Raw genomic sequence first — 17,357 nt, 5'->3', positions numbered from 1 at the left:
CTGCGGGCGCGGGCCAGGACTCGCCGGTCGTCATCGACATCGGTGCGCCCGCCCGGATGTTCCACCCCGGGCGGGCGCACCGCCCCCGTCGGATGCGCTGGACCTCTGGCGGCGCCTCGGATTGCACCACGAGGTGCGGAACACTCTGGGCAATCTCGCGACCTCCCACACCGCCAACGGGGACATCCGACAAGGGCTGGCGTGCTACCAGGCCGCCAAGGCCATGTACCAGGGACCAGACGAACTGGGTCAACTGAGCCACCTGCTCAACAACCTGGCCTTCGCCCACTTCTTGGCGGGGCGGTACGACGAGGCGTTGCGGGTCAGCCGCCGGCACCTGTCACTGGCGCGCCAGGTCGGCGACGCGCGCCAGGTGGCGCACGCGATCGCCCACCTCGGGATGATCCGCCAACGGCTGGGGCACGGGGAGCCGGCCCACCGGCTGCTGCGGCTGGGTCTCCGCCTCAAGCGGAGTGCCGGCAACCGGTTCGGTGAGGGGGAGATGCTCAACGAGATCGGGCTGACCGAGCGCCGGGCCGGCCGGCCGGACGCGGCTGCCGCCCTTCACCGGGAGGCGCTGGTCCTCATGATGGAGGTCGGCGACCGGATCGGGCAGTGCGGCTCGCGCAACCTGCTGGCCCGGGCACTGCTCGACCAGGGTGACGTCGCCAGCGCGCTCGACCTGCACCGCCGGGTACTCGCCGATGCCACCCGGCTCGCCGCCCGCTACGAGCAGGCGCGGGCCCTGGACGGGATGGCCCGCTGCCTGCGCGGCACCGACCGGGCCCAGGCGCGGACGTACGCCAGCCGGGCGCTGGCGCTGTTCCGTCAGATCGAGTCACCCGATCAGCAGCCGACCGCGGAGCTGCTGGCCGAGCTGGGCTGAAGCCCGACCCGCTTTCCCTGCGGGCCGCCGACCAGCGCGGCAGGATGGTACGCGTGACGACTCCAGAGGCAGCGGGTTACCGGATCGAACGCGACTCGATGGGCGAGGTGGAGGTGCCCGCCGAGGCGCTGTGGCGGGCGCAGACCCAGCGCGCGGTGCAGAACTTCCCGATCTCGGGGCGCGGCATCGAGCCGGCCCAGATCAAGGCCCTGGCCCAGATCAAGGGTGCCGCCGCGCAGGTCAACGGGGAGCTGGGCGTGATCGGCGCGGACGTCGCCACCGCGATCGCCGCCGCCGCCGCCCACGTGGCCGACGGCGGGTACGACGACCAGTTCCCGATCGACGTGTTCCAGACCGGCTCGGGCACCTCGTCCAACATGAACACCAACGAGGTGATCGCCACCCTGGCCGGCCGCGAGCTGGGCCGGGACGTGCACCCGAACGATGACGTCAACGCCTCGCAGTCCAGCAACGACGTCTTTCCGTCCTCCATCCACCTGGCCGCCACTCAGGCCGTGGTCGAGGACCTGCTGCCCGCGCTGAAGCACCTGGCCGGCGCGCTGGAGGAGAAGGCGGCGGAGTTCGAGACGGTGGTCAAGGCCGGCCGTACCCACCTGATGGACGCCACGCCGGTCACCCTCGGGCAGGAGTTCGGCGGGTACGCCGCGCAGGTCCGCTACGGCGTGGAGCGGCTGGAGGGGGCGCTGCCCCGGCTGGCCGAGCTGCCGCTGGGCGGCACCGCCGTGGGCACCGGCATCAACACCCCGCTCGGCTTCGCCGCGAAGGTGATCGAGAAGCTGCGCGCCTCCACGGGACTGCCGCTGACCGAGGCGCGCAACCACTTCGAGGCGCAGGGCGCCCGGGACGCGCTGGTGGAGACCTCCGGGCAGCTGCGTACCGTCGCCGTCGGGCTCTACAAGATGGCCAACGACATCCGCTGGATGGGTTCCGGCCCCCGCGCCGGCCTGCGCGAGCTGCGCATCCCCGACCTCCAGCCCGGCTCGTCGATCATGCCGGGCAAGGTGAACCCGGTGGTCGCCGAGGCGATGCGGCAGGTCTGCGCGCAGGTGATCGGCAACGATGCGACGGTCGCCTTCGCCGGCTCCCAGGGCGACTTCGAGCTGAACGTGATGCTCCCGGTGATGGGCCGCAACCTGCTGGAGTCGATCCGGCTGCTGGCCGCGTCGAGCCGGCTCTTCGCCGACCGGCTGGTGGTCGGTCTGGTCGCGGACGCCGAGGTCTGCCTGGCGTACGCGGCGGGGTCGCCGTCGATCGTCACCCCGCTCAACCGCCACCTCGGGTACGACGAGGCCGCCTCGATCGCGAAGGAGGCGCTGGCGAAGCAGATCTCGATCCGCGAGGTGGTGATCGCGCGGGGCCACGTGGACTCCGGCAAGCTCAGCGAGACCCAGCTCGACGAGGCCCTCGACCTCCTCCGCATGACCCACCCCTGACCCCTGACCCCTGACCCCGTTTGCGGCGTGTTGCGGTGTCCTGGCGGTGGGACACCGCGATACGCCGCGAACGGAGTGGATCAGCGGTCTTCCGGCGTCGCCTGGCCACGGGGGACCCAGGCGAGGAAGCGTCCGAAGAGGGCCGCCGGGTCCGGTCCGTCGTGCGGGTGGAGTCGGTACAGGTCGGCGGCCGCGTCGTGCAGCACCGCGCAGAGGTAGACGCTGAGCCCGACCCGGTCGTGGGCGTACTCGGCGATGAGGGCGAGCCGGGCCGTCGCGCAGGGCCACGGCGCGGCGCAGGTCCGGCAGATCCAGAGCGGGCGCAGCGGCAGATGCGGGTGGGCCGCGCCGCTCACCACGGGCCGTGGCCGGGCCGCCCGGACGACCCCGGGGTGTGCCGCCCGGACGACGCGGAGACGAGCCGCCGGGACGAGGTTGGCGTGAGCCGGCCGGCCGGGTCTGGTGCCGGCCCCTCCGCCGGCAGAGGCGTACGCGAGGACCAGGGTTGCCAGGCGGACCGGGGCATGTGGACTCCCTACGAGGCTGAAACGGCTGCGTCGTCTCCCCCGGTCGGTGGGACCGCCCGGCCGGGGGAGCGGGCGGTCCCACACGACACCGGCGCTGCCGGAGGGTTGGCCGCGCGGTGTCGCTCTTCACAGTCTGGTGATGAACCCACTACGTTCGGAGGGGTTTGCGCCCGTTCCGAGAGGTGCCGTGTGCTTCGGTCCCGGCCGGCTGGCGCGGCGCTGGAGTCGATCATCGGGGCGCTGGAGGGCGGCTGGGATGGCGGACGGGCGGATGACGGCGACTGCCTTCCTGGTCGCCGAGCTGCGCCGGGCGCGGATGCGTCGAGGCTGGAGCCAGGACGAGTTGGCCAAGGCGGTCAGTTACTCGGCGTCGATGGTGAGCGCGGTCGAGCTGGGCCAGCAGCAACCCACGGCCAAGTACCTCGAACTGGTCGACAAGGCCCTGGATACGGGTGGCCTCTTCGGCCGGATGCTCACCGAACTGGTCAGCCTGGACAAGGCGCAGGTGTGGCTACGCGGTTGGCGCGCGATTCTCGCCGAAGCGCAGGTGATGCGATGGTACGAACCGCGCTATGTGCCGGGCCTCCTCCAGACCGACGGCTACGCACGAGCGGTCTTCGAGGCTGGCGACCTGCTCAGCCAGGACGAGGTGGAACGGCGGCTCGCCGAGCGGATGGACAGCCAGGGCTGTCTGGGCGGCGAGCGGACGATCAAGCTGGTGGCGGTGCTCGACGAGACCGTGCTGCGCCGCTGCGTGGGCGGCCACAAGGCGATGTCGGAGCAGGCCCTGCACCTGGCGCGGATCGCAACCGAGCACCCGCACGTCCGGCTGCATCTCGTGCCACGCTCCGCAGGCGAGTATCCCGGACTAGGTGGACCCTTCATCCTGGCCTCGATGCCCGATGGGAGCGAACTGGGCGTCATCAGTGGACAGGGTCGTGGTGAGGAGCTGCACCAGCCGGCCGATCTGCGGCGGCTCCAACAAGTCTGGGAAGTTAGCCTGGGAGCGGCCCTGCCGCAGCAGGAGTCGATCGAGCTGTTGAGGGAGATAGCCGAGTCATGGAACTGACCGGTGCCCGATGGCGAAAGAGCACCAAGAGCGATCAGGCGACCCAGTGTGTCGAGGTGTCGACGAATCTGCCGGGCGTCGTCGGGGTGCGGGACAGCAAGGATCCGGCTGGTCCGGTGCTCACCTTCGACCCGTACGCGTGGCGGGTCTTCGTGGCCGCGCCGCCGCGCTGAGGTGACCCTGCGCCGGTCGGGCTGCCCATGATCGGGTAGCAACTTCCGCCACCCGGCGCGGCGTGTCTTCTCGGAAATCGCGACCCGATCATGGGACTGGCTACGCGGCGGCGCGGGATATCGGTCGACCGGTTCGGGTGGGGCGCGGCATCATCCCGGCATGACCGCTGACGTGCTGCTGGAGACCGAGCGGCTGCGGCTGCGCCGGTTCACCCCCGACGACGTGGACCACCTCGTCGAGCTGGACAGTGACCCGGAGGTCATGCGCTTCCTGACCGGTGGCCGGCCGACCCCGCGCGCCACCGTGCGCGACGAGCAGTTGCCCCGGCTGCTGCGCCAGTACGACGAGCACCCCGGGCTGGGGCGTTGGGCCGCGGAGGACCGGGAGAGCGACGACTTCCTGGGCTGGTTCGCGCTCGACCCGTCCGACGACGGTAAGGAGGCGGAGCTGGGCTACCGGCTGCGCCGTGGCGCGTGGGGGCGCGGCCTGGCCACCGAGGGTTCCCGGGCGTTGATCCGGTACGCCTTCATCGAGCTGGACGTCCGGCGCATCTGGGCCGAGACGATGGCGGTGAACACCCGCTCCCGGCAGGTGATGGCGAAGTCCGGCCTGCGGTACGTGCGCACCTTCCACCTGCACTTCGACGACCCGGCCCCGGGGACCGAGCACGGCGAGGTGGAGTACGAGCTGCTCAGGAGCGAGTGGCCGCCTTCCGCGCCCGGTACGCGCTGACCGCGGCCCGGTTGCCGCAGCCCGCCTCGCAGAACCGGCGGGACCGGTTCTTCGACAGGTCGACCAGCACGTTCTCGCAGTCCGGGTGGGCGCAGATCCGCAGCCGGCCCAGCTCGCCGGCGCGGACCAGGTCGGCCAGGGCCATCGCCGCCTCGACCGCCATCCGGGTGGCCAGCGGCGCGTCCCGGGGCACCGCGTGCAGGTGGTACGGCTCGTCGTCGTGCCGGATGAGCTGCGGCAGCGCGTGGGACTCCCGGAGCAGTTCGTTGACGACGGCGACGATCTCGTCGACGTCGGCGTGCCAGATCCGGCGCAGCCGGGGGCGCAGGTCGCGTACCGCCCGCAGCTCGGCCTCGGTGTGTTCGTGCCGGCCGGTCCAGCCGTAGGTGACGACGAACCGGTCCAGCGCCGCGACGTCGGGGAGCCCTTCGTCCTCGGGGTCGTCGGTGTTGACCAGGGCGGTCGCGGCGATCAACCCACATTCGGTGTCATGGGCAAAAAGCAACTTGACTCCTGTCAGAGTCGGCCGTTAGCGTCACCAGCATAGGCGTTGTTCGGTCATGACAACTACCGGCGAGGAGAGCCCGATGCACGAACGATCCGCCGGCGCCGGCCTGGGGCTGGCCCTGCTGTCAGCCGTCACCTTCGCCACCTCGGGCACCTTCGCCCGCTCCCTGATCGACGCCGGCTGGTCGGCCGAGGCGGTCGTCGTCGCCCGGGTCGGGATCGCCGCCCTGGTGCTCGCGGTGCCGGCCGTGCTGTCGCTGCGCGGCAAGGGCGCCGTGCTGCGTCGCACCCTCGGCCCGGTGAGCGTCTTCGGCCTGCTCGGCGTCGCCACCGCCCAGGCGTGCTTCTTCAACGCCGTCCGCTACCTGCCGGTCGGCGTGGCCCTGCTGCTGGAGTACCTCGGCATCATCCTGGTGGTGGCCTGGATGTGGCTGGTGCACGGGCAGCGTCCCCGACGGCTCACCGTGGTCGGCTCGGTCGCCGCGCTGGCCGGCCTGGCCTTCGTGCTCGACGTGACCGGCACCGGCCGCCTCGACCCGGTGGGTGTGCTCTGGGGGCTCGGGGCCGGGGTGGGGCTGGCCGGCTACTTCGTGCTCGCCGCCCGGGTCGACCCCGCGCTGCCGTCGGTCGCCATGGCCAGCGGCGGCATGGCGATCGGCGCCGCGGTCCTCGCCCTGCTCGGGCTGGTCGGGGTGCTGCCGCTGCGGGCCACCTTCGGCGACGTCGAGTTCGCCGGGCAGCGCACCAGCTGGCTGGTCCCGATCGTCGGGCTGTCGCTGGTCGCCGCGGTGATCGCGTACCAGGCCGGTATCGCGGCGACCCGGATCCTCGGCGCCCGGCTGTCGTCCTTCGTCGGGCTCACCGAGGTGATGTTCGCGGTGCTCATCGCCTGGCTGGTGCTGGGCGAACTGCCCACCGTGGTGCAACTGCTCGGCGGCGCGCTGATCGTCGCCGGGGTGGCGCTGGTCCGCCTCGACGAGCTGCGCGGCGACCGGGTGGAACGGTCGGAGACCCCGGCCGAGGAACCCGCCCTGACGTGAGATGGTCGGTGCCGTGCTGACCGTGCTGGTGTTCGACGCCGACGAGACCCTGCTCGACCTGCGCCCGGCGGTCACCGGCGGCCTGGTGGCCGTACTCGAGGAAATGCGGCGGCTGACCCCGGCGGCGGCCGAGGTGTCGCTCGCGGACCTGGAGTCGGACTGGGGTGCGGTCTTCGGTGCGATGAGCGCCGCCCCGGTGCAGGAGATCCGGCGGGCCGCGCTGGCCCGCTCGCTGGCGCGGGCCGGCCTGGTGGACCGCCTCGACGAACTGGCGGCGCGCTTCTTCGCCCGGCGGTTCGCGCTGACCCGGCCCTACGCCGACGTGCTTCCCGCGCTGGCCATGCTGCGCGGCCGGTTCCGGCTGGGCTACGCCACCAACGGCAACAGCCGCGCCGAACGCTGCGGGCTCGCCGGCGAGTTCGCCTTCGAGCGGTACGCGCACGACGACGGCCTGCCGAAGAAGCCCGACCCCGGGTTCTACGCGGCGGTCATCGAGGCCGCCGGCGTGCCGGCGGAGCAGATCGCGTACGTCGGAGACTCGCCCGCCCACGACGTGGTCGGCCCGCAGCGCGCCGGCCTGCGCGGGATCTGGCTCAACCGGCTCGGCCTGCCCTGCCCGCCGGGGGTACGACCCGACGCCGAGATCACCGGCCTGGGCGCGCTCCCGGCCGCGCTGGCCGCCCTCCAGCCGGTCAAAGCCGGATAAGCGTCCATTCCGGACGGCCGTCTGGCGCAACCCGCATCGGTGTTGTCTGATGGCTGCCACGTCCCTCAACGAGAGGATCTGATGTGGTGAGCAAGCGCTTCACCGCCGGGGCCGTCGCGACCGCGGCGACCCTGGCACTCACGGTGACCGGACTGGTGGCCCCGGCCAACGCCGAGCCGACCAGCACCCGGACCTTCACCGTGGTCGCCGAGGACGGCGTCTCGGCGGACGCGGCCATCGCCGCCATCCGGTCGGCGGGCGGGACCGTGGTGTCCCGTACCGACGACGTCGGCCTGTTCCAGGTGACCAGCGACCGGGCCGACTTCGCCAGCCGGGCGACCGCCGCCGGCGAGCTGATCGGCGCCGCCGAGCAGAAGGCCATCGGCCGCAAGCCCAAGCTGGACCGGGTCGAGCAGGAACACCTGCTCACCCAGGCCAAGGGAGTCGCCAAGGGGCACGGCAAGAAGCTCGACCCGCTGGACGACAAGCTCTGGGGTCTCGACATGATCCGGGCCGACCAGGCCCGGAAGATCGAGCCGGGTGACCGTCGGGTGACCGTCGGCATCCTGGACACGGGCGTCGACGCCAGCCAGCCGGACCTCGCGCCGAACTTCAACTGGTCGCTGTCGCGCAACTTCGCGCCGGACAAGACGGACGTCGACGGCGCCTGCGAGGTGGCGAGCTGCCTCGACCCGGTCGGCACCGACGACGGCGGGCACGGCACCCACGTCGCCGGGACGATCGGCGCCGCGGCGAACGGCTTCGGCCTCTCCGGTGTCGCCCCGAAGGTCTCGCTGGTCGAGCTCAAGGGCGGCCAGGACTCCGGCTACTTCTTCCTCGACCCGGTGGTCAACGCCCTGGTGTACGCCGGTAAGGCCGGCATCGACGTGGTGAACATGTCCTTCTACGTCGACCCGTGGCTCTACAACTGCACCGCCAACCCGGCCGACTCGCCGGAGGCGCAGGCCGAGCAGCGGGCGATCATCAAGGCCATGACCCGGGCCCTGGACTACGCCCACCGCAAGGGCGTGACCCTGGTCGGCTCGCTCGGCAACAACCACGAGGACCTCGGTGCGCCCCGGACCGACGTCTCCAGCCCGGACTACGGTTCCACCCCGTACCCGCGGCCGATCGACAACAACAGCTGCTGGGACCTCCCGGTCGAGGGGCCGCACGTGATCGGCGTGTCCGCCCTCGGCCCGTCCGGCAAGAAGGCCGACTACTCCAACTACGGCACCGAGCAGATCTCCGTCTCCGCGCCGGGTGGCTGGTTCCGGGACGGCTTCGGCACCGACACCTACCGCACCGACGCCAACATGATCCTCTCCACGTACCCGAAGAAGGTGCTCCAGGAGGAGGGGTCGGTCGACGAGGACGGCAACATCGTCGCCGGTTTCGAGAACTCGGTCTTCAAGCAGTGCACGACCGACGGTGAGTGCGGGTACTACACCTACCTGCAGGGCACCTCGATGGCGTCGCCGCACGTCAGCGGCATCGCCGGCCTGATCGTCAGCAAGTTCGGCAAGAAGCAGGGCCGCAACGGCTTCGGCCTGGCGCCGGACCTGGTGGAGCGGCACCTCTACCGGACCGCCGCCGAGCACGCCTGCCCCGAGCCGCGCCTGCAGACCTACACCAACGAGGGCCGTTCGGCCGAGTTCGACGCGTACTGCACCGGCTCGCTGAACTTCAACGGCTTCTACGGGTACGGCGTCGTCGACGCGTACGCCGCGGTGAAGAGCCCGCTCAAGCCGCACGTCCAGCCGTAACGCAGCTCCAGGGAGGGCCCGGGCGACTGCCGTCGCCCGGGCCCTCCGCCGTCCCCGTCTCCTGGGCCGCCTTTCTCCGCCCCCCGTTTGCGGCGTGTCGGGGTGTCCTGGTGGGCGGAAGGTGCGACACGCCGCAAACGGGGGCGGTCATCGCCGCCAGCCCTGGGCGGCGAGGGCGGTTCGGATCTCGCGGAGGAGCGCCGCGAAGTCGTTGCGGAGGCGGCGGGCGGTAACGTGCAGCACGATCCAGCCGGCGGCCACCAACTGGTTGAGGCGTTGTCGGTCGCGGTGCAGTTGGTCGGGGTCGGCGTGCCACTGGCCGTCGTACTCCACCGCCACCCGGAACTCCGGCCAGGCCAGGTCGGGATGCAGCACCAGGCCGGACGGCGACCGGACCGGGTGCTGGGTGACCGGCCGGGGCAGGCCGGCGAGGACCAGGCGTACCCGAAGGTGGGACTCCGGCGGCGACTGCGCTCCCGGGTCGGCCAGGTCGAACACTCGGCGGGCCCGTCGACCACCGGGGCGGTCGGCGAAGCGCTCAGCCACCTCGGCGAGGGCGTCGGGGTCGGTCAGCCCGCTGGCGAGCAACGAGTCGACGATGCCCACCGCCCGCACCGGATCCAGCCAGGCGCCCGTCTCCCAGGCGGCGACAGCCGGATGCGACCAGGGCGACATGTCGGTCGCGCGGAAGAACGGTGGGCCGCTCGGCGGGAGGCCACCGCGCGGCGTGGGCGGACCGCCGACCACCGCACCGAGCATGGGCGGGCCGCCGACCACCGCACCCGGCGTGAGTCGTCGCCCGAGTCGGCCCGACGCGACGGTATCGCCCGCCCGTCGTGGCGCCAGCGTCGTGTGGACCCGCACGCCGCGCTGACTACGGACGCTCGTCGCCCATGGGGCGAGGACGTGCACGTCGTCGGCGAATCCCGCCGCGTGCTCGACGCCGTGCAGGTAGGCCGCCGACGGCCCGGCGAGCACCGTCCCGGCGGGCATCCGCAAGGACACTGCTCGGCAGGCCAACCCGTGGTCCCGTTCGAGGCGAGCGTCGGCGTAGACGTCGTGACGCAGTCGTACCCACGCGGAGCTGCGCAACTGGTCGGGGCTCAGCACCCCGTGCCGGACCGCGTCGGAGCCACGGAAGACCTGCCAGGCCAGCAGGCGCGGCCGGTGTGCGAGAGGAGGCATGCCGACTAGCGTGGGGACCGGGATCCGCTTCCCGACGCCCCTGTGGACAACGCGCCGCCACTCTGGCCGCCCTGTGGAGAAAGCCCGCCGGCAGGCCGGCTCTGCTATGGGCGCCGCGTGCTTGATCCACTCGATTTGCGGCGTGTTGGCGTGTCGACGCTCTGGGACACCCCGACTCGCCGCAAACGGGGAGCGACCAAGGGGGGCAGGTCAGGAGAGGGCGGCGGCGATCGACTGGGCGGCGGCGAGCACCTGCGCGCCGACGGTGTCAGCGTCCAGCGGGGCCAGCGCCACCACCCCGACGCTCGCCTCCAGGCCCGGCACCCCCAGCACCGGCGCCGCCACCCCGTACGCCCCGGGTTGGAGTTCCCCGACGGTGCTCACGGGGTCGGCCACTCCCGACCGGCCGGCGAGGATGGCCAGGCCGGCCGCCCCGCGCTCCAGCGGGTGCCGGGCACCGGTCCGGTACGCCACATGGAACGACGTCCAGCTCGGCTCGACCACCGCCAGCGCCACCCCCTCGCCGCCCTCGACCACGGTGAGGTGCGCGGTCGCGCCGGCCTGCTCGGCCAGCCGGCGCAGCGCCGGCAGCGCCCCCTCGGCGAGCAGCGGCTGGGCCCGACGGGCCAGGTGCAGCACGCCGGCCCCGAGGCGCAGCCGGCCGTCGCCGTCCCGGCGCAGCATCCCGTGCCCGGTCAGCGCCCCGACCAGCCGGTAGACGGCCGCCCGGCCGATGCCCAACCGGTTCGCCGCCTCGGTCACGGTCAGCCCGGCGGGAGCGTCGGCCACCAGGTGCAGCAGCCGCAGGCCCCGGTCCAGGGTCTGCGCCGTCTCCCCGGGCCGGCCCGCCGCCTCGCCGCCCGCCGTCCGGTCCCGCTCCGTCGCACCGACGCCGAGCCGTTCCGGCGCCCCGACGCCGTCCCGCTCCGGGGCCCCGACGCCGACCCGTTCCGTCGCACCGGCTCCGGCCCGGACCGCCGCGTCCCCGGGCTCGCCGGACCTCGCCGTCGTCTCCACAGCACGCAGCGTACGACCCGGCTCCGGGCGACCCCGGAATGCGTGGACGGCTACCCTTGTACGGTGACGCTACGCCTGTATGACACCGCCACCCGATCGGTGCGGGACTTCGTCCCGCGGGAAGCCGGCAAGGTGGGGGTCTACCTGTGTGGTCTCACCCTCCAGGCCCCGCCGCACATCGGCCACCTTCGCTCCGGCGTCAACTACGACGTGCTGCGCCGCTGGCTGCTCACCGCCGGCTACGAGGTCAACTTCATCCGCAACGTGACCGACATCGACGACAAGATCCTGGTCAAGGCGATGGAGCAGGGCCGCCCGTTCTGGTCCATCGCGTACGCCAACGAGCTGATCCTGGCCGAGTCGTACCGGGCGCTGAACGTGCTGCCGCCGACGTACGAGCCGCGCGCCACGGGGCACATCCCGGAGATGCACCAGCTGATCGCCGAGCTGATCGAGACCGGGCACGCCTACCCGGCCACCGACGGCTCCGGCGACGTCTACTTCGACGTGGCCTCCTGGCCGGCGTACGGGTCGTTGTCCGGGCAGTCGCCCGACGACATGCAGTCCGCCGGGGACGCCCCCGAGCGCGGCAAGCGCGACCCGCGCGACTTCGCGCTCTGGAAGGGCGCCAAGCCGGACGAGCCGGCCGACGCCTACTGGCCGTCGCCGTGGGGCCGGGGCCGCCCCGGCTGGCACATCGAGTGCTCGGCGATGTGCTGGCGCTACCTGGGTGCCGAGTTCGACATCCACGGCGGCGGGCTGGACCTGACGTTCCCGCACCACGAGAACGAGATCGCCCAGTCCCAGGCCGCCGGGATGCCCTTCGCCCGGTACTGGGTGCACCACGGCCTGCTCAGCATCGGCGGCGCCAAGATGGGCAAGTCGCTCGGCAACGCCCTCGACCTGACGTACGTCGACTCGCTCGGGGTGCGCCCGGTGGAACTGCGCTACTACTACGCCGCCGCGCACTACCGCTCCCGGATCGACTACTCGGAGGACGCGCTGCGCGAGGCCGCGGTGGCGTACCGGAGGATCGAGGGCTTCGTCCAGCGGGCCGCCGAGCGGGTCGGCGGCGGGCAGCTCGGCGAGCTGCCGACTGGCTTCGTCGCGGCGATGGACGACGACCTGAACACCTCCGCCGCCCTCGCGGTGCTGCACGAGGTGGTCCGGGACGGCAACACCGCGCTGACCGCCGGCGACGATGTGACCGTCCGCACGACCCTGGCCTCCACTCGCGCCATGCTGGATATCCTGGGGGTTGACCCGCTGGACCCGGCATGGACCGGCGGCGACCGCGCCGACGACCTACGCGGCGTGGTCGACTCCCTGGTCGCGCTGGCCCTGGAGCAGCGTGCCCAGGCCCGCGGCCGCAAGGACTGGGCCGCCGCCGACGCCGTACGCGACCAGCTCAAGCAGGCCGGCGTGGTGGTGGAGGACACCCCCCAGGGCCCCCGTTGGACTATTGGAGAGCAGGACTGATGGCCGGCAACTCACAGCGCCGTGGCCGGCGACTGACGCCGAAGGCGGGCGCCCCGAAGGGCACCGGCGGCAAGGGCAAGGACGCTCTGGCCGGCCGGGGCAGGACCCTGCCCGCCGACGAGCGGCCCTGGCACAAGGCGTACTCGGGCACCGAGAAGCTGCCGCAGCGCACCGCCTGGAAGCAGGACAAGGAGCGCCGCGCGGCGGCCGAGGAGGGGCGCGCGCCCAAGATCGGTCAGCCGGGCAGCAAGGACACCACCTGGGGCAAGGGTGGTGGCCGGGGCGTTCCGGCGGGTCGTCCCACCGGCGGTCGGGGCGGCAAGCCCGCCGGCCGGACCGGCCCGCGGGTCGCGCCGGGGCGCAAGTCCAACCCGGCCAAGGACACCCCGGAGCTGCTGGTCGGCCGCAACCCGGTGCTGGAGTCGCTGCGCGCGCAGGTGCCGGCGACCGCGCTCTACACCGCGCAGGGCATGGACGCGGACGACCGGGTCAACGAGATCATCCGGACCGCCGCCGACCGGGGCATCGCCATCCTGGAGATCAGTCGCGCGGAGCTGGACCGGATGACCGGCGGCGTGCTGCACCAGGGCGTCGGCCTCCAGGTGCCGCCGTTCGCCTACGAGCCGTTCGAGGACCTGATCGCCGCGTCGGTGGAGCACACCGCCCCGCTGCTGGTGGCCCTCGACGGGGTCACCGACCCGCGCAACCTGGGTGCGGTGATCCGCTCCGCCGCCGCGTTCGGCGCGCAGGGCGTCTTCGTACCCGAGCGGCGGGCCGCCGGGATCACCGCGACCGCCTGGCGGACCAGCGCCGGCGCGGCCGCGCGGGTGCCGGTCGCCCAGGTCACCAACCTGACCCGGGCGCTGAAGGCCTGCCAGGACGCCGGCTTCATGGTGGTCGGCCTGGACGCCGACGGCGAAACCGACCTGTACGACCTGGAAGCCGCCGTCGGCCCGCTGGTCGTGGTGGTCGGCTCGGAGGGGCGCGGGCTGTCCCGGCTGGTCGGCGAGACCTGCGACCTGACCGTCAGCATCCCGATGATCTCCGACGTGGAGTCGCTGAACGCCAGCGTCGCCGCCGCGGTCACCCTCGCCGAGGTGGCCCGGCGCCGCGCCGCCGAGGTCTGACCCACCCGCGCACGCGCAGACGAGAAAGGGGCGGCCCGCCGAAGCGGACCGCCCCTTTCGCGTACGTCAGTGCAGCCGGTACGTCAGATCCGCTTGCCGGTGACGGCGTGGAAGACGTGACTGCGTCCGGCGCGCGGCTTGACGAACACGGTGTCACCCATGTTCGGCATGGTGCGCCGGTCGGTGCGGACGACGAACCGCTCGTTCGCGCCCTCGAGCGCGGCGTGCCCGTAGACGTTGGCGTCCGAGCCGAGGTCCTCGACCAGCTCGACCACGACCGGCATGCCGCCCTCGGTCGGGCTGACCAGGTCGCAGTCCTCCGGGCGGAAGCCGACGGTCACCTTGCCGTCGCCACCCTCCTCCTTGGCCGCGGCGATCTGCTCCCGGGTGAGCGGGATCTGCAGGTCGGCGAAGGCGGCGCCCTGCTCGTTCAGCGGCACGGTCTTGATGTTCATGGCGGGGGAGCCCATGAAGCCGGCGACGAAGACGTTGGCCGGGGTGTCGTACAGCGCACGGGGGGTGTCCACCTGCTGGAGCACGCCGTCGAGCATGACCGCCACCCGGTGACCCATCGTCATCGCCTCGACCTGGTCGTGCGTGACGTAGACCGTGGTGATGCCGAGCTTGGCCTGCAGCGAGGCGATCTGGGTACGGGTCTGCACCCGGAGCTTGGCGTCGAGGTTCGACAGCGGCTCGTCCATGAGGAAGACCTGCGGCTCGCGGACGATCGCGCGGCCCATGGCCACCCGCTGGCGCTGGCCACCGGAGAGCGCCTTCGGCTTGCGGTTGAGGAACTCCTCCAGCTGGAGCAGCCCCGCCGCCTCCTTGACCCGCCGGTCGATCTCGTCCTTGGAGGTCTTGCGCAGCTTCAGCGCGAACGCCATGTTCTCGTACACCGACATGTGCGGGTAGAGGGCGTAGTTCTGGAAGACCATCGCGATGTCGCGGGCCTTCGGCGGCAGGTGGGTGACGTCCCGGTCGTCGATGTAGATCGCGCCGTCGTCGACGTCCTCGAGGCCGGCGAGCATCCGCAGGCTGGTGGACTTACCGCAACCCGACGGGCCGACCAGGACGAGGAACTCCCCGTCGCCGATCTGGAGGTCGAGCTGGTTGACCGCGGGGCGTTCGGTGCCCGGGTAGATCCGGGACGCCTTCGCGTACGTGACCGTAGCCATGGTGGTGCGCTTCCTTTCACCGGCAGGAACGTGCCGGACGATCCGAGTGAAGGAGCCACCGGCACCCTCGGTGCCGGTCCTCGGGCGACGTCCCCCGGGCGGCCGGAGCCGATCAGGGGTGTCGTCCGTGTCACTGCACGGTAAACGGCTTTCCCGACCCTGCCAAGACAGGGGACAGCGGGTGGGATCGACCGCATACGCATTCCGGGCAGTCGGGCACGGCCGGGCATCAATCGGCACAGGCGGCCGCGTGAGCCACGGCGATGCGTCGGACCCGGGGGTCGGGAAATTGACGTTTTCCGTGCTCGGGACACCTGCCGAGCGGGATTTCCGGACACCAGTCGCTATGCTGACGTCGACGCACGCGCCCCTGTAGCTCAGCTGGCCAGAGCACTCGCCTTGTAAGCGAGATGTCGCCGGTTCGATCCCGGCCGGGGGCTCCGATTCCACCAGGCAGTTCCACCGGACGCTGCCGCATGCCGACCGGTTGACAGCAGCCGGGGGCAGGACAGCCGCCCGTGGAGCTTGCCGAGCGCCTGACGGGCAACCGGCTGCACGGTCTGCTCAACTCGCAGTGCGCCCTCGGCCAGGTCGACATCCGACCAGCGAAGACCGACCAGCTCGCCGCGGACGCGGTAAAGGCCGCCGGCTGTTGCCGGCGGCCTTTACCCTCAGCTCCCCGAGTGGTGCGGTATTGATGCTCAGCCGAGCAGGGACAGGATCCGGTTGAGCAGGGCGACGACGCCGTTCAGCGCGCCACCGCCAGGGTTGTCGAGCAGGCCGGCGACCGCGCAGAGCAGGTTGCCGAGAAGGTTGCCCGGACCCTGCTGGGCGGTGATGTCCAGCACGACCTCGTCCAGGTGGACCTGAAGGCCGAGCAGGTCAAGATCCAGCGGCCCGAGGTTCAGGTGCAGGATGTCGCAGGTACCGCTGGCCTGCAGGGGCGTGGTGACCTGCTGCGTCACGGTGCCGAGCGTGGTCCCCACCGAGTTGGTCAGGGTGCCGGTGAGCGTGCCGACGGCGGCGAGCTGGCCGTTCTGGTTGACGAAACGAGTGGGCGTGAACGTACCGGCGAAGGTGCCGGTACCGCCGAGAGCGTCAGTGAAGCTCCCCGTGACCGGGGTGGGCAACGCGGACGCGGCGGGTGCGACGGCCGGAGCCTGCTGCGTCACCGGGGCGGCCTGAGCCACTCCGGCCCCGCCGAGGACGAGACCCGCTCCCGCCGCGAGCGCAGCGACAGTGGTGCCGAGGCGTGCTAAGCGCATGAGCTGTTTCCTTCCTTGTCGGTTGCCTTGCGTCCAGTTCCTACCCGCGGCTGGCAGGGCAAACCTTTGGAGGAAACTTCACATTGGAGTGGACGGGGCAGAGCGCCGAGGCGTCACTGCCCGTCGCCTGTCGTCAGGTGGGACGCCAGGTAGCGGATGACGGGCCCGCCGGGATCCCCGTAGTCGAGGATGATGTGGGGTTCACCGCTCTCCCCCGAAGGGGCGCCGCCAGTCTCTCGGTAGCCGGCGTTCCCGCCGGGTGCCCTGGTGGTAGGGGCAGTCACGCTGATGTTGACGCGCTGTGCGAAGCGGTCGGTCTCGGTGGCCAACCCGCTCGTGATCACGACGATGGTCGAACCGTGCTCCTGCCGATCCCGCGGCGAGCCGCCTGCGTCGTCGGGGTTCGGCTCGTTGGGTAGACAACGGCAGGCCCGGCCGCGAGCGTGCAACGCCTGCGCCAGGTGGTCGACAAGGGCAAGGTGGGTATTCGGGCAGTCCAGGGCCACCCACAGGCCGCGACCGACGGACGCTGCCACGATCGCGTCGGCAATGGTCGTCAGCGCTGCCCGCTCGCGCGCGATCGCGGAAACATCAGACACAGCCGTGCCCTTCATCCAGGCGTGACTTCACCTCGCTACAGGCGCGGCTGATCAGGTCCTTGTTACATCCCGCCCTCAGCGTCGATGCCACCCTGGCGGTGGCTCCAGCGTCCCGACGCGCACCGGTGCCCGCTCGTCCCCGGGCGGGCACCGGAGGCGCAGCGGATTCAGACCGTCCTGCGGAGACCGGCGAGCTGCAGAGCGGTGAAGCCGGCGACCACCACCGCCTGTGCGATCACAAGTGCGGTGCCAAGGCCGGTCAGCGGGAACCACCCGGCGATGAGCAGCTCCACGCTCGCGACCACCCATGCGATGTTGACAGCGATCACGACACCCACGGCGGGCCTGCTCACTGTCGGCTTCGACGCGAGGGAGAGCAGAGCGGCCGCGAAAGCGACCAGAAACGCGCCGATCGGGTAGAGGAACGCGGCGGGAAGGCCGAACATCTCGCCGAAGATCGCCGCGGCGGCGAGGTAGACGACTCCGTTGGCACCCGAGCCGATCGCGTCCTGCTTGAGGGCGAAGCGGAGCAGCTTGGCGTCGTCGGCGGTCTGGACGGTGCTGGCGGCGGTAACCATCTCGGAGGTCCCTTCGTGGTGCTGACGTGCGTGTGATCACGAAGCTACGGAGGTCGGCGCGATCGGCGAAT

General features: G+C 72.1%; 18 protein-coding genes and 1 tRNA gene. 11 read left to right on the top strand and 8 right to left on the bottom strand.

Annotation, left to right across the window (positions count from 1 at the left end):
* Window positions 1-133: 133 nt before the first annotated feature.
* Both ACTMS9_RS20430 and ACTMS9_RS20425 read left to right on the top strand, forming a co-directional pair.
* The gene (locus ACTMS9_RS20430) at window positions 134-886 is read left to right on the top strand and encodes a tetratricopeptide repeat protein (protein WP_441142022.1); all 753 of its coding nucleotides are present in this window, start codon (window positions 134-136) and stop codon (window positions 884-886) included.
* Window positions 887-930: 44 nt separating this feature from the next.
* Window positions 931-2,340, top strand: coding sequence for a class II fumarate hydratase (locus tag ACTMS9_RS20425; RefSeq protein WP_441165709.1), 1,410 nt, complete (start codon window positions 931-933; stop codon window positions 2,338-2,340).
* 80 nt (window positions 2,341-2,420) lie between these two features.
* Here the strand turns inward: ACTMS9_RS20425 and ACTMS9_RS20420 are convergent, their stop codons facing one another.
* Window positions 2,421-2,699 carry a hypothetical protein gene (locus ACTMS9_RS20420; RefSeq protein ID WP_441142024.1) on the bottom strand — a complete coding sequence of 93 codons (279 nt, stop codon included), beginning with the start codon at window positions 2,697-2,699 and terminating at the stop codon, window positions 2,421-2,423.
* Window positions 2,700-3,123: 424 nt separating this feature from the next.
* Here ACTMS9_RS20420 and ACTMS9_RS20415 point away from each other — a divergent pair, with 424 nt between their 5' ends.
* The 3 genes from ACTMS9_RS20415 to ACTMS9_RS20405 all read left to right on the top strand — a co-directional run bounded on the left by ACTMS9_RS20415 (window position 3,124) and on the right by ACTMS9_RS20405 (window position 4,842).
* The gene (locus ACTMS9_RS20415) at window positions 3,124-3,936 is read left to right on the top strand and encodes a helix-turn-helix domain-containing protein (RefSeq protein ID WP_441165708.1); all 813 of its coding nucleotides are present in this window, start codon (window positions 3,124-3,126) and stop codon (window positions 3,934-3,936) included.
* Entirely contained in the window at window positions 3,927-4,109 is a 183-nt protein-coding gene (locus ACTMS9_RS20410) for a DUF397 domain-containing protein (RefSeq protein ID WP_441165707.1), read from the top strand. Before ACTMS9_RS20415 ends, ACTMS9_RS20410 begins: the two co-directional genes overlap by 10 nt.
* Window positions 4,110-4,269: 160 nt before the next feature.
* Window positions 4,270-4,842, top strand: a complete 573-nt coding sequence (locus tag ACTMS9_RS20405; protein WP_441142027.1) for a GNAT family N-acetyltransferase — start codon at window positions 4,270-4,272, stop codon at window positions 4,840-4,842.
* Here the strand turns inward: ACTMS9_RS20405 and ACTMS9_RS20400 are convergent.
* The gene (locus tag ACTMS9_RS20400; RefSeq protein WP_357909340.1) at window positions 4,802-5,347 is read right to left on the bottom strand and encodes a CGNR zinc finger domain-containing protein; all 546 of its coding nucleotides are present in this window, start codon (window positions 5,345-5,347) and stop codon (window positions 4,802-4,804) included. The genes ACTMS9_RS20405 and ACTMS9_RS20400 overlap by 41 nt on opposite strands.
* An 82-nt stretch (window positions 5,348-5,429) precedes the next feature.
* On the opposite strand from ACTMS9_RS20400, the gene ACTMS9_RS20395 reads away from it, so the two are divergent.
* From ACTMS9_RS20395 to ACTMS9_RS20385, 3 genes are all read left to right on the top strand, one after another.
* On the top strand, window positions 5,430-6,389 hold the full coding sequence (locus ACTMS9_RS20395) for an EamA family transporter (RefSeq protein WP_441142028.1): 960 nt from the start codon (window positions 5,430-5,432) through the stop codon (window positions 6,387-6,389).
* A 13-nt stretch (window positions 6,390-6,402) separates the two neighbouring features.
* Window positions 6,403-7,095, top strand: a complete 693-nt coding sequence (locus ACTMS9_RS20390; RefSeq protein ID WP_441142029.1) for an HAD family hydrolase — start codon at window positions 6,403-6,405, stop codon at window positions 7,093-7,095.
* Window positions 7,096-7,181: 86 nt separating this feature from the next.
* Window positions 7,182-8,861: a S8 family serine peptidase gene (locus ACTMS9_RS20385; RefSeq protein WP_441165706.1), complete on the top strand. Its 1,680-nt coding sequence runs from the start codon at window positions 7,182-7,184 to the stop codon at window positions 8,859-8,861.
* Window positions 8,862-9,008: 147 nt separating this feature from the next.
* Here ACTMS9_RS20385 and ACTMS9_RS20380 read toward each other — a convergent pair whose 3' ends face one another.
* Together ACTMS9_RS20380 and ACTMS9_RS20375 are read right to left on the bottom strand one after the other, a co-directional pair.
* Window positions 9,009-10,046, bottom strand: coding sequence for an endonuclease domain-containing protein (locus ACTMS9_RS20380; RefSeq protein ID WP_441165705.1), 1,038 nt, complete (start codon window positions 10,044-10,046; stop codon window positions 9,009-9,011).
* A gap of 210 nt (window positions 10,047-10,256) precedes the next feature.
* The gene (locus ACTMS9_RS20375) at window positions 10,257-10,865 is read right to left on the bottom strand and encodes an IclR family transcriptional regulator (protein WP_441142598.1); all 609 of its coding nucleotides are present in this window, start codon (window positions 10,863-10,865) and stop codon (window positions 10,257-10,259) included.
* A 261-nt stretch (window positions 10,866-11,126) separates the two neighbouring features.
* Between ACTMS9_RS20375 and cysS the strand changes: the two genes are divergently transcribed.
* Together cysS and rlmB are read left to right on the top strand one after the other, a co-directional pair.
* Window positions 11,127-12,542: a cysteine--tRNA ligase gene (gene cysS, locus ACTMS9_RS20370; RefSeq protein WP_441142032.1), complete on the top strand. Its 1,416-nt coding sequence runs from the start codon at window positions 11,127-11,129 to the stop codon at window positions 12,540-12,542.
* A complete protein-coding gene (gene rlmB / locus ACTMS9_RS20365) occupies window positions 12,542-13,669 on the top strand; it encodes a 23S rRNA (guanosine(2251)-2'-O)-methyltransferase RlmB (RefSeq protein WP_357608131.1) in 1,128 nt (375 codons plus the stop codon). Before cysS ends, rlmB begins: the two co-directional genes overlap by 1 nt.
* An 83-nt stretch (window positions 13,670-13,752) precedes the next feature.
* Here rlmB and ACTMS9_RS20360 read toward each other — a convergent pair whose 3' ends face one another.
* The gene (locus tag ACTMS9_RS20360; RefSeq protein ID WP_441142033.1) at window positions 13,753-14,844 is read right to left on the bottom strand and encodes an ABC transporter ATP-binding protein; all 1,092 of its coding nucleotides are present in this window, start codon (window positions 14,842-14,844) and stop codon (window positions 13,753-13,755) included.
* Between the two features lie 366 nt (window positions 14,845-15,210).
* Between ACTMS9_RS20360 and ACTMS9_RS20355 the strand changes: the two genes are divergently transcribed.
* Window positions 15,211-15,284: transfer RNA gene (locus ACTMS9_RS20355), tRNA-Thr, on the top strand.
* A 261-nt stretch (window positions 15,285-15,545) separates the two neighbouring features.
* Here the strand turns inward: ACTMS9_RS20355 and ACTMS9_RS20350 are convergent.
* The 3 genes from ACTMS9_RS20350 to ACTMS9_RS20340 form a co-directional block, all read right to left on the bottom strand.
* Entirely contained in the window at window positions 15,546-16,109 is a 564-nt protein-coding gene (locus ACTMS9_RS20350; protein WP_441165704.1) for a hypothetical protein, read from the bottom strand.
* Between the two features lie 113 nt (window positions 16,110-16,222).
* Entirely contained in the window at window positions 16,223-16,708 is a 486-nt protein-coding gene (locus ACTMS9_RS20345) for a hypothetical protein (RefSeq protein ID WP_441165703.1), read from the bottom strand.
* Window positions 16,709-16,875: 167 nt separating this feature from the next.
* On the bottom strand, window positions 16,876-17,286 hold the full coding sequence (locus tag ACTMS9_RS20340) for a hypothetical protein (RefSeq protein WP_441142036.1): 411 nt from the start codon (window positions 17,284-17,286) through the stop codon (window positions 16,876-16,878).
* Between the last annotated feature and the right edge of the window lie 71 nt (window positions 17,287-17,357).

Origin of the sequence: Micromonospora sp. L31 (assembly GCF_052068075.1) — a bacterium.
Classification (GTDB): domain Bacteria; phylum Actinomycetota; class Actinomycetes; order Mycobacteriales; family Micromonosporaceae; genus Micromonospora; species Micromonospora purpureochromogenes.
Note: the sequence above shows the minus strand (reverse complement) of the source record. Positions and strands in the feature narration are given on the sequence as shown.

What these genes read in the sequence shown, in the direction of transcription:
- ACTMS9_RS20415 (WP_441165708.1), top strand. Translation starts at nt 3,124, where the DNA reads ATGGCGGACGGGCGGATGACGGCGACTGCCTTCCTGGTCGCCGAGCTG.
- ACTMS9_RS20350 (WP_441165704.1), bottom strand. Translation starts at nt 16,109, where the DNA reads ATGCGCTTAGCACGCCTCGGCACCACTGTCGCTGCGCTCGCGGCGGGA.
- ACTMS9_RS20410 (WP_441165707.1), top strand. Translation starts at nt 3,927, where the DNA reads ATGGAACTGACCGGTGCCCGATGGCGAAAGAGCACCAAGAGCGATCAG.
- ACTMS9_RS20395 (WP_441142028.1), top strand. Translation starts at nt 5,430, where the DNA reads ATGCACGAACGATCCGCCGGCGCCGGCCTGGGGCTGGCCCTGCTGTCA.
- ACTMS9_RS20360 (WP_441142033.1), bottom strand. Translation starts at nt 14,844, where the DNA reads ATGGCTACGGTCACGTACGCGAAGGCGTCCCGGATCTACCCGGGCACC.
- rlmB (WP_357608131.1), top strand. Translation starts at nt 12,542, where the DNA reads ATGGCCGGCAACTCACAGCGCCGTGGCCGGCGACTGACGCCGAAGGCG.
- ACTMS9_RS20340 (WP_441142036.1), bottom strand. Translation starts at nt 17,286, where the DNA reads ATGGTTACCGCCGCCAGCACCGTCCAGACCGCCGACGACGCCAAGCTG.
- ACTMS9_RS20425 (WP_441165709.1), top strand. Translation starts at nt 931, where the DNA reads ATGGTACGCGTGACGACTCCAGAGGCAGCGGGTTACCGGATCGAACGC.
- ACTMS9_RS20405 (WP_441142027.1), top strand. Translation starts at nt 4,270, where the DNA reads ATGACCGCTGACGTGCTGCTGGAGACCGAGCGGCTGCGGCTGCGCCGG.
- ACTMS9_RS20380 (WP_441165705.1), bottom strand. Translation starts at nt 10,046, where the DNA reads ATGCCTCCTCTCGCACACCGGCCGCGCCTGCTGGCCTGGCAGGTCTTC.